The sequence below is a fragment of the Acinetobacter sp. YH01021 genome (assembly GCF_013420255.1).
Lineage (GTDB): Bacteria > Pseudomonadota > Gammaproteobacteria > Pseudomonadales > Moraxellaceae > Acinetobacter.
This window is the reverse complement of record NZ_VOYO01000001.1, coordinates 260,054-272,942: the sequence shown is the minus strand read 5'-3', so window position 1 is coordinate 272,942 and position 12,889 is coordinate 260,054. Positions and strand designations below refer to the sequence as shown.

The window sequence follows — 12,889 nt, the reverse complement described above, 5'->3', positions numbered from 1 at the left end:
ATCAGGATCAAATCCTCTCAGGCCAAAAATGCAGCGATGTCTTCCGCTACTGCCCGAGCTGTCCGGGAAACCCCGACCAGCGTGGCCGAAGCAGCACCTGTCCATTCTCCATAGCCCACCAGCCATAAATTTGGTACCTGAACAGAGCGGCCATTCTGAACCGCAATGGTCTGGTCCGGCTGGATAATTCCGAGGCTGCTGAGGTGATTCAGCGCCGCCTTAAATCCTGTACACCAGATCACCACATCCACATGCGCTGTGCTGCCATCTTCCCAAATCACGCCATGTTCTGTAAAAGCTGAAAATGGACGCCTGCTCTGCAAAATGCCTCGCTCACGTGCATCTTTAACTGAATCAATCATGACAATATCACCCACCCCCCCAATGGGCTGCTCAATCTTTCTACCTTCCTGCTGGGCTTTCAGGCGCTCAGTCGCCCTTAAGAACAGGACACGGCCATCGACATCATCTGCCAGAAACTGCGGCGGTGTCTGGGTGATCCAAAGCGTTTCGGCCACCTGAGATACTTCTGCCAAGATTTGTGCACCAGAGTTACCGCCACCCACCACCATGACTTTCTTGGTTTTAAATAACTCAGCATTTTTATAATCTGCGGAATGCAGTTGTACGCCCTGAAAATGCTCACGGCCGGCATACTCGGGAATAAATGGTTGGCTCCATGTCCCTGTAGCGCTTACCACCGCTTTGGCTTTCCAGGATTGTTCCCCGGCATAAACCTCTAAATACTGGCCCTTACTTTCCACGCGTTCCACACGCACCGGACGAACTACAGGAAAGTGATAGCGCTGCTCATAGGCGGTCAAATAATCGATCACCTCATTGCGGGTCGGATAGGTCTGTTCGGTCGCCGGCATCATCCAGCCTGACAGCGAACTCCAGCTATTCGGGGAGAAAAGGCGCAAGGACTCCCAGGCATGCTGCCAGGCACCTCCAGGCTGAGGCTGATCATCTAGGATGATAAACGGAATGTTCTTACGCTTTAAGAAATAAGCCGTGGACAAACCGGCCTGTCCACCACCGATGATGATCACATCAACTTCAGCTTGTAATTGAGCCAAAATATTTCCCCCCTTCTTTATTGTCATCAAATAAAAACCCAGCCTGCTTATCAGACTGGGCGTATTTCATAAAATTTTCAAGCGTTTAAATTAGCCTTCCATTGCTCAAGATACTTTTCAGTCTCTCTGATCACCTAGAATTTATAAACTACGCTGATTTACCCGTTTGGAAAGCTCTTCAGCCGATTCCTTGCGTTCCGAATAACGGTTGGTCAAATAAGCACTTTGCCCACGGGTTAGTAAAGTAAACTTATACAGTTCTTCCATCACATCGACAATCCGGTCATAGAATGCTGATGGCTTCATTCGTCCATCTTCTTCAAATTCCAGGAATGCTTTTGGAATTGAAGACTGATTTGGAATCGTGATCATCCGCATCCAACGCCCCAAAACACGCATCTGGTTCAGACTATTAAAGGACTGTGATCCCCCACTGACTTGCATCAAGGCAAGGGTTTTTCCCTGAGTGGCACGAATTGCACCCCCTGCCAGAGGAATCCAGTCAATCTGGGATTTAAAGATGGAACTCATAGAACCATGGCGTTCCGGTGAACACCACACCATACCTTCAGCCCATGCCAGAAGCTCATGCAGTTCTTTTACTTTTGGATGTTCAGTATCAGCATCTTCCGGTAAAGGTAGCCCTTTGGGATGGAAGATTTTGACTTCTGCCCCAAAATATTCAAGGATTCGACCAGCTTCAAGAACTGCAAGGCGACTGTAAGAACGTTCCCGATTAGACCCATAGAGCAGTAAAATCCGAGGAGGATGAGCTAGTTCTTTGGCTTGGACTTTTTCAAAGGTGGGTTGTTCAATAAGATTTGGATCTACGTTAGGCAGGTTCATCGGATCAAGCCTCTTTAAAATATTTCTTTCTTAGCCACAGTGAAACACTCACTAAAGCAATTAACACAGGTACTTCAACCAATGGCCCAATAATCGTGGTAAAAGCAACCGGCGAAGCGATACCAAAAGTTGCAATAGCGACTGCAAGTGATAATTCAAAATTATTTCCAGCCGCAGTAAATGAGATTGCAGCAGTTTTTGGATAATCATTGCCCATCCATTTACTCATAAAGAAGCTAATAAAGAACATGGCCACAAAGTAAATGATTAAAGGAATCGCGATGCGTAAAACTTCCAGTGGAAGACTTACGACATCCCCCCCTTTTAAGCTAAACATCGCCAAAATCGTAAACAGCAAAGCCATCAAACTCAGCGGGCTGATTTTTGGAATGAACTTGTTTTGATACCATTCTACGCCTTTTTGTTTCACCAAAATTAAGCGCGTTAAGAAACCCAATAAGAACGGAATTCCAAGATAAACCAGAACAGCATGGGTAATGGTCCAGAAGCTAAGATTGATCACTTGAGCTTCAATACCAAAATATGGCGGAAGGAAGGTCAGGAATAACCAGGCATAGGTACTGAAGAATAAAATCTGGAAAATACTGTTAAACGCCACCAATGCTGCAACATATTGGTTATCACCACAGGCCAGACCATTCCACACCAGTACCATGGCGATACATCGAGCTAAACCAATCAGGATCACGCCTGTCATATACTCTGGATAGCTATGCAAAGAAATCACAGCCAACGCAAACATCAGTACCGGAGCAATCAACCAGTTTTGAATTAAAGATAGCGTCAGGGTTTTCTTATCCTTAAACACTTGCGGCAAGGTCGCATAATCCACTTTTGCCAGGGGTGGATACATCATCAGAATCAGACCAATCGCGATTGGAATATTGACTGAATTAATACTGAATTGATCCAGAGCAACCGATGCTTGAGGAAAAAAGTTTCCTATGGCGATGCCTAACGCCATGGCAATAAAAATCCAGAGCGTCAGGTTGCGATCTAAAAAGGACATGCGTTTTTCAGACATGTGACTTACTCAACATTCGAAATTTGATTAATCGCTGCAATCAATTGCGAGCGAGAAAGCTCATTTACGTTAAGTTTAAACAAAGCATCCAGGCGACGATTGATATGTTCAACAGTGCTCATAAAGGCTTTCATTTTTTCTTCTTTATCCACCTCTAAATGGGACGGATCAGACAGGCCCCAGTGCGCCTTGATCGCTCCGCCAAGATAAAGAGGACACGCTTCCTGTGCTGCCGCATCACAGACGGTAATCACCACGTCTAGCTGATACTGTTCACAGGCATCAATGCTTTTGCTGGATAAGCCTTCAGTCGACAAGCCCAGATTGTGCAGGGTTTCAAGCGTCAAGGGATGCACCTGACCGGAAGGTTTGCTGCCGGCACTGTAAGCGACCCAGCCTTCTGGCGCACGGCTATTGAACAACACTTCAGAGAGAATACTGCGGCAACTGTTCCCCGTACATAAAAACAAAAATTTCATGAAAACTTACTCGCAATGGCTCTGAATCGATAGAGCGGAAGAATCAAATAAAACCGGAACCTCACTAGCTTTTAGCACGTCCAGAATTTCAAAACACCAGGCCGGCAATTGCTGATTAATGCTGTAGTACACCCACTGGCTTTGCCGGCGATCGTTGAGTAAACCACAAGAACGTAACAAGGCCAGATGACGTGAAATTTTCGGCTGGCTTAACTGCAGTTTATCGGTCAGATCACAGACGCATTGCTCTTTGTTTTGTGCAATTAGCAGGACAATACTGAGACGTGTTTCATCAGATAAACATTTAAAAAACTGAACGTGGTCCATAATTGCTCCCATTTTTTATGCAAATATACACATATCCATATATATGGTAAAGATGACCTGTCAAAAATGATATCCAGATCAGAATATGCCTACCAGAAAGCGCTCGCTTGAACAATTTCCCGCTTTTTCCGATATAGATCATCGTCAATGTGTTTTTCAGATAAAAAAGCTCCAATCAAGTTGAAGCTTTTTCGCATGGGGGGACACTTTATTTTATCCGATTGCCCTGTTCATCCACGATGATTTCACCGTCTTCTTTGGCAAAGGCTTTTAATTGTGGCAAAGGCAGAATATCCAGTACCACTTCCGATGGACGGCATAATCGGGTTCCAAACTCGGTAACCACCAACGGGCGATTGATCAGGATCGGATGTTGCAGCATGGCATCCAGCAGTTTCTCATCGCTCCAGCCGGCATCATCCAGATTCAGCTCGGTGTAGGGATCGACATTTTTACGGAGCACTTCACGAACCGTCAAACCGGCATCCCGAATCATGTTGACCAGCTGATCTTTCGAGGGTGGCGTAAGCAGATATTCGATCACTTCCGGCTCAATTCCCGCATTGCGAATTAACGCCAGCGTATTGCGTGAGGTGCCACAGGCCGGGTTATGATAAATTTGGACTTTTGGCATTTGATTCATGAGCTTCCCTCTTATCGACGAATCATAGCTTTATATATGAATATACGCATATTCGCAATATAAAATATATGTGCTTTATGAATACAATCTGAGATGGGGACTCCAAAACCATTGGAAACAGTTTTAAAATGAGGCTGTCTTATGTCTAGGATACTGGGAGCAGTCCAGTTGATCCGGATGCTTTTTACGGAGACATGCAATCTGATGACATTATTATGGTTCGTTACGGTGATGATGCTACTTTCAAAAATTAGTTATTGAGACAAATGGAAAAAGATATCTTCAGGCTCTAAGTCCAGAGTTCAAGCCAAATATTATTGAGTTAAACAACCAATGTATATTTGTAGGTCAGGTAGTTAACTGTATACGCTATGTTTATCGAGCGAGAACAAGATTTAGAAAGAATTAACAAAAGCCAATATATTCAGCGTTGTCTAAATTGATAAAATCGCCGTTTTCTACAGAAAATTTAAGATTGTTAAGGATTGAAGTGAATATTCAAAATGATTTACCAGAACTAAGTAATTACAGTGAGTTAAGCAGTAAAGAGCAATTAACTATCCATCAAATCCTTATTTCGTACGTACGCTCAGATCACCTCTATAATATTATCTTGACCCATAATGTTGAACCTTACGACTTAGTTAAACTTGTAAGTATTAGTTTTGAGAATAGAGATGCTGCTATCTGGGTTCATTTTGAAACTATTACAGCTGAGAGACTGACAATGCCTCTCGATTTTATTTCAAGAATAGAAGTATGTAATTACGAAGTTTTTTAAGACTAGAATCGAGTCCCCCTAGCGGGGGGATTTATGTTAAATAAGATCTAAGACAAAATAGAAATACTCCTGGTAACATACATAAGAAGCCAGCAGCTTTTGCAGCCATATAATTCTTGACCTTTTTATGGGAAATATGTGGTCTAAAAATTATCCCTGCAAAACATCATATAAATCCTATAATTATTAGAAACGATGACATGATTTTAATCACTTATTTTTCTAAGTTCATATTAAACAATCCGATATGTACGAGTTCTCTTTTATAAGATTCTCTATATAATTCAAAGTTAAATAACAATAAACTTTATATTTTTTCTTATATGTGAAGCTTATCCCAAAAAATTTAAAGGAAACTATATACCAGCTCTTATAAGATTGTCCCCCCCAATGCGTACAATGAAGATAAACTGTTGAATGATTTGGATAAATCACTAAATTAATATAAATATTATTATAATATAAAGGGTTAGACACTTTTCCTTTCGACTTTACAATTTCCTTTCGTTGTTAATAATTAAGATACATTTAAAATGCTTCTTTAGAACTATAATTTTGAAAATTTTTTGGTAGCTTCGATTCATTATGACTTTTTATATATTTCTAATACTTATGAATATCGCAGCTATAATGGCAGTGATTGCATTTTTTCATAAGTAATAAGAAAATTACATCTTGGTATTTCTAACCGCAGGCTAATTTTAAATTTCATTATAAAAATAAATTTCTTTAAGTATTATTTTTAGTATAAATTTCACACATTTCTATATAATACCTATTTTAGGCTCCCGTTTATAAGAATTACTCATATATTGGGTATTTCGCATATATATTCTTACTGTTGCAGTAGGTTCACTTCATGAATAATATTAACTTTAATAACTTTGAAGAAGCTGGCCAAGCCATTTTAAAATTCTTATCTCAACGCTTTGGCTTCAAATTGTGGATGATTACTCGTACTGAGGGTGACGACTGGATTGTATTATTGAGTGAAGATAATGGCTATAACGTTAAGCCCGGACAAGTATTTCATTGGGCAGACTCATTCTGCTCACACATGGTACAAAGTAATATGCCTCGTATTGCTCCCTATTCACCTGATATTCAAGTTTACGCAGATGCACCTATAAATCACCTAGTCTCAATTAAAGCCTATATCGGCCAACCTCTGTATAAAGAAGATGGCTCTCTTTTTGGCACTCTATGTGCAATTGATCCCGAACCTCAACCTAAAATTCTTGTTGAAGATGCTCCATTATTCGAGTTGATAGCAAAGGTACTCAGTTATACGATTCAAGCTGATATGAAAGCTGCTGAGTACATACGTAAAGCTGAGCGTTTTGAAATAGAAGCAATGTCCGACCCAATGACTGGACTTTTCAACCGTCGTGCTTGGGATGAGCTTATTATCAAAGAGGAAGAGCGCTGTAAGCGTTATGGTCACCCTACTGCTATTCTTATGATAGACCTTAATGATCTTAAGATCACAAATGATACTCTGGGTCATGCTGCAGGTGATGAGCTCATTCAAAGAATGGCTTTAGCTCTCAAAAACACGGTACGTAGTAATGATATTATCGCTCGCTTAGGAGGTGATGAGTTTGCTGTGATGACCATTGAAACTAACTTAGAGCATGCGAAGAAGCTTGCATCAAGAATTCAAAATACTTTTACAAAAGTTGGAATTAGTGCTGCAATTGGCTTTGCAATGCGTAATCCAACCTTTGGGTTAGCTGAAGCTATCAAAGAAGCAGATGCAAAGATGTATCAGAATAAAGTTATGGTCAAATCGAGTAGCCATTAATTAAACTACTTACCCGATGCAGTCTTTGTATCTGGTAAGGCCTTATCTACAATCTGAAGATGTACTATTGAAATAATTCAATATAACCGAAAACCCTAGAGATTTTTTTGAAATAAAAACTATTATTTTTCATATCATTAAGAGCTTTAATCCGTTTTAATTCTGCACTTAGCCCTATCAAAATTGCGACTTTTCCAACAAAAATCCTGCAGTTTATTCCCAGGTTTTTGATCAAACGGTTAGGATCAACAATTTACTTTTATCATGAAGACTGATTATAAAAATAATAAAAGTCCATGCCAAAAAACCTTAAGTTCGCCAGCGAGCGCCGTAGTGACCAACGTAAAAAAGTCATACAAGCCGAAATGCTGCAGGCCCAAACATTTATACAGATCTATCTGCTCTTACCCTTCTTCTTTAAGGCATATCAGCATCAGCAACATCTTACGATGCGCAAACCCTAGAAGATGTCATCTAGCATGAAGCAAGCGCTGTGCGTGATAAAAAATTGACTGAACCTACACTGCGAATCTGCCTGTAGCTGATCAGCCTATTCCAGCCGAGTACAACGCAAGTGCAGCACTTCAATCAATTTATTAATTTGCGGAACTTTGAGCTGAAATATTTAAGCTAAATGTCATGAATAGACATATCTGCCAGTGCACCAAACTTTTCATCAAACGGCGCTAATTGTTCTTTGACGTATTTGGATCCGCGAAGTTTACGGCCATGCTTATCATAGTATTTATGAAAAAGTGTTTTGAAGGGATAGTACTGTTTTATGCTCAAGTCTTCCGCCATCTGATTGACCTTCGCTTCAAGCATCTTTTGAGCTACCCCTTGCTCACATTCTTTTGCGGTATCACGAGTTGCTGAAGAACGTTTTCCATTGATCATTAGTTCAATGTAGTAGGCCGAACCGCGCTTTCTGGGCTTGGGTAATTTCATGACGTAATTTCCAAAATTCTTGACGTAAACTTGACGTAAATTTAACGGCAATAACTGCATAAAATACGGGTTTTGCAGATAGTGCGGATAACGGCTCACTTTACTCAAGGCATTAAAAAAAGGCTTTAAGCTACTGTTTTCGCTTAAAACCCTTATAACATAACGTTTAGAATCTTGGTAGGTATAAGCAGACTCGAACTGCTGACCTCTACGATGTCAACGTAGCGCTCTAACCAACTGAGCTATACACCTAGAATGCTTGGCATATTATAAATTTTTCCGACCGAAAACAAGCCTTTTCATTTAGTTTTTAAAACGTCCGCGCAAGTTTTAAGCAAATCCTTGAATTTTTTCAATTCTTGTTCAGTTATTGGGGTTCCCGAATAAAGATTTTTTTCAAAAACCTGTATAGCTTGAATAAAGGCAGTCTGGTTTTCAATCTGAACCTGTTGAGATAAACGCTGCATCCAGTGATGAAAAGTTTCAGCAGACTGTTTTTTGAGATCGTCAGCTAAAGATTGATTCAGCTGCTGAATAGCGCGATCTAATGGAGATTGAGCCTGTCGGGCTTTCAGATAAATTCTGAAGACATAGGCCAAAATCAGTAGCACAATATTGCCCAGCAAAATTATGACACTCGAATAAACTGAACCGAGTCCTAATTTTGATAACCAGCTCTGTTGTGATTCTGCATTATAACCCACCACCTTACTTTGCCATTGGTAGCTGGCATAATCGCTCCAAACGCGTAGTTTGGTGACCCATAGATTATGCTGCGAGTTCCAGGTCGACTGATTTGCCGATACCCATGCATCCTGAGAAAGCAGATTTTGCATGCCATCATCTATACGCTGTGGAGCGATCATCGCGGTTGGATCAAAGCGTTGCCATCTCTGGTCAATCCAGACTTCTGTCCAGGCATGAGCATCCATTTGTCGGACTTCCCAGCTCATGCGATCTGGTGCCAACTCCCCACCCTGATAGCCGGTGACGACCCGTGCAGGAATCCCGACATAACGCATCAACATCACGAAACTCGAGGCATAGTGTTCACAAAAACCTTGCCGGGAATTAAACAGGAATTCATCAATCCGGTTTTGCCCCAGTTGGCCCGGCTTCAGGGTATAAATAAAGTTATTCTGCTGATACCAATTCAAGACTTGCTGCACATAACGCCGAGGATCTTCCGCACTTTGCGCATATAGACGTTGTGCTAATTGTTGCGCTCTCGGGTCAAGTCGGCGCTGCACCTGAGTATTCGTTCTTTCGATATATTGCGTTGGCAAAGCCTGAGGATCATATGCTGTCCCGACCCACTGTAACGAAATCGGTTCAACACGTTGCGTGAGCCGTCTCGGCACAATGCTCCAATCCTGACGGTTATAATAACGGCGTTCCACAGGTATCGATTTTTCCAACCCCATGATCCAGAACACCGAAGGATCCGCAGCCAGATATTGGTAGTTCCAGCCTGTAGGTACGGGTGAAGTATCCATCGGTTGTCGCATTAAAGGCTGCTGATTGACGAAACTGCTGGTCCAGCGTTGCCCATCATATTCATCTAGCACCAACGCTCGCCAATAGAGTTCTGAGCGTGGCGGAAGCTTGCTGATATCACCAATAATCCGGAAAGCAAGGGCACTGGATTGGGATAATTCAGCAATATCCCCAGGTGACATACTATCGCCAATGCCGGTCACACCCTTATTTTCAGGAATGGGAATATGCCAAAGTGGTGGCAAGCGCGGAAAGAAAATAAACAGCAAGATAAAAAATGGAACAGCGTACAAGATAAACTTGCCCACATGTTTGGCATCCTGTTGCAATGCTGCGCGCTGAGTGATCTGCTCCTGCTCAAAATCGCTAGTCTGAATCCGGTACAAACCAATCAGACAGCTGATTAAACACAGCACGATCACAATCGCCATCCCAAAAGATTGGCTATATAGGAATGAGCTGGCAGCAACAAACAGGGCAAAATTAAACAGAATAATCAGGTCACGTTTATTTTTACTTTCCAGTGATTTAGCAAATAAAAAAGTAGATAAAACTGCTACCCCAGCCTCAACACCAATAAAACTATGATGGCTCAAATAAATACTGCCGAGTGCCAAAGCCGTCAGTAGAAAAGTGCCCGTTTTGGGAAATGGCTGCTGACGTTTCAGGAAAATCCAGATACATACAATACTAATCACAAAAATAATACTGAGTAGAACCGGAATAAATGCCATCTGGGCGATGAGAATCAGGCCCAAAGTCAACACAATCGAGGTACGGATTTTTGCATTGATCATGAATTTACCCGCCTTAGGCCTGCGCCAACAATTGTTTGGCTTTCCGCAGTTGTTCTTCACCTGCACCCTGAGGCAATTCGGCCTGTGGCAAATGCAGACTATACGCACATTGCTGCTGCTCGCATTGCTCGACCAGACCCATCACAAATTCAAGTTTTTCTTCATGTGACTGACTCGGCATATGTGCATAATGAATCTCGATACTGTGTTCATCCTGATATTGCTCAAAGACTTTGACATACAAGCCTTGTCCACGCGCAAACTGCTTCCAGGACACCGCCTGCAAGGAATCGCCTGACTGGTAATTGCGCAATTCACGAAACTCATCCATATCCGGTTCAAAACGGTTAAAGTGATATTTATTTTCTGTGCTAAAAACTTCAGCTTTAGGCGCGACCCAGGCCGAATGCTGATGATAAAGATAGGTCCAGGCTCGAACTAACCCAAAGGGATAAACCGAATAAATCTGAATCACCGGATAATCAAACTTGCCACGTTGCTCTGCATAAAATGGCAGAATAAATTGCTGTTTTTGTGCATTCAGATAAACTTTCGCTAGCTGATTCCCTGCTTTGATATACAAATAGCGGGGGCGAAGCTGCTGCTGTTGAAAATAAAGATGCAGATTCACGCTATGACCGACCTGCCCCACATCATCTGCGATCAATTCAATTTTCAGGTCATGCAATTGCTTAAAAGTCAGATAAAAACTGATACACAGCACCGCACTGATTAAAAAGCAGAAACCTAAAATCAGGTTATTGGCATAGTTCACCCCGGCCACAAAGGTGATGAAGATCAACACCAGATACAGATAGCCCTGCTGATAAATAAATACCAAGACATCTTTCTGCGAGAGCTGTTTCTGCTGTGAGAATTGAAAGCGCTTGGCCAGCCATTTTTGCCAGGTTTTATCCAAGAGAGGACTCCTTTAGCTGACCGCAACCTGTTGCATCACATTAAACGTTTCAGCTTCACTTAAACCCAGACGATGCGAAGTCACCGCGACAAATACAGCCTGCACATCATCTGGTGTGACAAAAGCACGTTGCTGAATCAAAGCATACGCTTGTGCTGCGCGCTTCAAGGCCAGAAGGCCACGCGTAGAAAGTCCATGACGGCTTTTACGGGTTTCTTCTGCGAGATCAAGCAAATATTCCTGAATCGCTTCACTGATAAATATCTGATGCGTCAGACTTTGCAGATCCAGAATTTCATCTTCGGTAAAAATATGCGCCAGACTTGCAATCAGGGCAAAACGGGATTCCTGCTGTAATAACAGTTTTTCTGCATGGCGTGATGGATACCCCAAAGATAAACGCATCAGGAAACGGTCTAGCTGGGATTCCGGCAAAGCGTAAGTACCACTTTGGAATAGCGGGTTTTGTGTCGCAATCACCCAGAAAGGTTTCGGTAAGGCATAGCGTACGCCATCAATGGTGGCATAGCCTTCTTCCATGGCTTCGAGTAAGGCACTTTGGGTTTTGGGACTACAACGGTTGATTTCATCTGCCAGTAAAATCTGAGTAAAAATCGGGCCTTGTTTAAACTCGAACTGATGTTCTTTCTGGTTAAACATGTTAATACCGATGACATCACTGGCCAGCATGTCATTGGTAAATTGGATCCGCTGGAACTTTAACCCAGCCAGATGTGCCAGACTGCTGGCTAATGTAGTTTTACCCAATCCGGGTAAATCTTCAAATAAGACATGTCCGCCTGCAATCAAACAACAGAGTGCCAGTGTGGTCTGGGCCTGCTTATCCAACACAATGGCATTAACTTCTTCAAAAAAACGCTGGATCTTGGGTGCATAACTTGCAATTTTTTGTTCAAGCACAGTATTGATGTGTGCAATGTCGTTATTTTCCTTTTGTTTCATGCCCCAGATCACAATAATTTCCTTAATAAAACATGGCCTAAGATTAACATACACTGAAATTTAAATTTTCCCAAAAGATCAATCATCTGTCTGTGTAACTGAATAAAAATACTGATTAGAAAATGGCGAGGATTTAAATAATAGAAGAGTCAAAATGATCAGGTTGAAAAGAAGTAAGAAGCGCAGAAAACAAATAAAATGATCGACACAAATAGAGATCATTTTTCTTTTCGCTCAAATCTCAAAATACCAATCTGAGCTCATCCATCTATTTGAAAAGAATCATACTTAAAAGGTATAGAGACTTAAGCGATTTCATGGATTTTTATAATAAAACTTTTCTACGCTAGCTCAATCAATGACCTCAGATTTAACGCGATCGTCTATTCCTCATATTAATTTTTAACGATAAAAAAAAGCGCCCCGAAAGGCGCTTGCTATGAATTAATGATTAACACGGACACTTCTTCATATCACCGCCCGCAGATGGATAACGGGAATCCACACAGTGACGATAAAATGTTTTCGGGTCCATGGCTTCCAGATCGGGATGATGCTTGCGCATATGCTCCACATAGGTCTGGTAATCAGGTACACCGACCATCAGACGGAAACTTTGCTGCAAACGTTGCCACAAGGTCGCAATCCGCGACCAGTTTTTCGGATTCAGTATTAAATCCTTTTGTGACATTACGGTCATCTTGATGATTTTATAAATCATCGTTTTCCCGCTTTTGGCAAACTTCAGATTCATAATATTC

The 12,889-nt window shown here is 41.8% G+C and carries 13 protein-coding genes, 1 tRNA gene and 1 pseudogene; 3 read left to right on the top strand and 12 right to left on the bottom strand.

Translation table 11 applies throughout. From position 1 onward, the window contains the following. Positions 1–17: 17 nt before the first annotated feature. The 6 genes from FTT86_RS01280 to arsC form a co-directional block, all read right to left on the bottom strand. Positions 18–1,079, bottom strand: a complete 1,062-nt coding sequence (locus FTT86_RS01280) for an ArsO family NAD(P)H-dependent flavin-containing monooxygenase (RefSeq protein ID WP_071850368.1) — start codon at positions 1,077–1,079, stop codon at positions 18–20. A 141-nt stretch (positions 1,080–1,220) separates the two neighbouring features. Then, on the bottom strand, positions 1,221–1,925 hold the full coding sequence (arsH, locus tag FTT86_RS01275) for an arsenical resistance protein ArsH (RefSeq protein ID WP_004280163.1): 705 nt from the start codon (positions 1,923–1,925) through the stop codon (positions 1,221–1,223). A gap of 4 nt (positions 1,926–1,929) precedes the next feature. After that, a complete protein-coding gene (gene arsB, locus FTT86_RS01270; RefSeq protein WP_071850369.1) occupies positions 1,930–2,970 on the bottom strand; it encodes an ACR3 family arsenite efflux transporter in 1,041 nt (346 codons plus the stop codon). 5 nt (positions 2,971–2,975) lie between these two features. Next, positions 2,976–3,449: an arsenate reductase ArsC gene (locus FTT86_RS01265; protein WP_004646560.1), complete on the bottom strand. Its 474-nt coding sequence runs from the start codon at positions 3,447–3,449 to the stop codon at positions 2,976–2,978. Positions 3,450–3,455: 6 nt separating this feature from the next. Beyond that, positions 3,456–3,776 carry a metalloregulator ArsR/SmtB family transcription factor gene (locus FTT86_RS01260; protein ID WP_004646559.1) on the bottom strand — a complete coding sequence of 107 codons (321 nt, stop codon included), beginning with the start codon at positions 3,774–3,776 and terminating at the stop codon, positions 3,456–3,458. A 208-nt stretch (positions 3,777–3,984) separates the two neighbouring features. Continuing rightward, on the bottom strand, positions 3,985–4,419 hold the full coding sequence (arsC, locus tag FTT86_RS01255; RefSeq protein WP_071850370.1) for an arsenate reductase (glutaredoxin): 435 nt from the start codon (positions 4,417–4,419) through the stop codon (positions 3,985–3,987). A gap of 167 nt (positions 4,420–4,586) precedes the next feature. Here arsC and FTT86_RS16010 point away from each other — a divergent pair. The 3 genes and pseudogenes from FTT86_RS16010 to FTT86_RS01245 form a co-directional block, all read left to right on the top strand. Further along, positions 4,587–4,828: pseudogene (locus FTT86_RS16010) on the top strand (S24 family peptidase); the annotation flags it as partial. A gap of 81 nt (positions 4,829–4,909) precedes the next feature. Next, entirely contained in the window at positions 4,910–5,200 is a 291-nt protein-coding gene (locus tag FTT86_RS01250) for a hypothetical protein (RefSeq protein WP_004646557.1), read from the top strand. 859 nt (positions 5,201–6,059) lie between these two features. Then, a complete protein-coding gene (locus tag FTT86_RS01245) occupies positions 6,060–7,004 on the top strand; it encodes a sensor domain-containing diguanylate cyclase (protein ID WP_004646556.1) in 945 nt (314 codons plus the stop codon). Positions 7,005–7,634: 630 nt separating this feature from the next. Here the strand turns inward: FTT86_RS01245 and FTT86_RS01240 are convergent. The 6 genes from FTT86_RS01240 to FTT86_RS01215 all read right to left on the bottom strand — a co-directional run bounded on the left by FTT86_RS01240 (position 7,635) and on the right by FTT86_RS01215 (position 12,885). Further along, a complete protein-coding gene (locus tag FTT86_RS01240) occupies positions 7,635–8,051 on the bottom strand; it encodes a hypothetical protein (RefSeq protein WP_228127478.1) in 417 nt (138 codons plus the stop codon). 76 nt (positions 8,052–8,127) lie between these two features. Further along, positions 8,128–8,204, bottom strand: a tRNA-Val gene (locus tag FTT86_RS01235). Between the two features lie 47 nt (positions 8,205–8,251). Continuing rightward, positions 8,252–10,246, bottom strand: coding sequence for a DUF3488 and transglutaminase-like domain-containing protein (locus tag FTT86_RS01230; protein WP_071851933.1), 1,995 nt, complete (start codon positions 10,244–10,246; stop codon positions 8,252–8,254). Positions 10,247–10,259: 13 nt separating this feature from the next. Next, positions 10,260–11,165, bottom strand: coding sequence for a DUF58 domain-containing protein (locus FTT86_RS01225; protein WP_004646553.1), 906 nt, complete (start codon positions 11,163–11,165; stop codon positions 10,260–10,262). A gap of 12 nt (positions 11,166–11,177) precedes the next feature. Next, the gene (locus FTT86_RS01220; RefSeq protein ID WP_004646552.1) at positions 11,178–12,140 is read right to left on the bottom strand and encodes a MoxR family ATPase; all 963 of its coding nucleotides are present in this window, start codon (positions 12,138–12,140) and stop codon (positions 11,178–11,180) included. Positions 12,141–12,579: 439 nt separating this feature from the next. Further along, positions 12,580–12,885 (bottom strand): YbdD/YjiX family protein, encoded by a 306-nt coding sequence (locus tag FTT86_RS01215; protein ID WP_171054308.1) that lies wholly within the window; start codon positions 12,883–12,885, stop codon positions 12,580–12,582. Positions 12,886–12,889 lie beyond the last annotated feature (4 nt).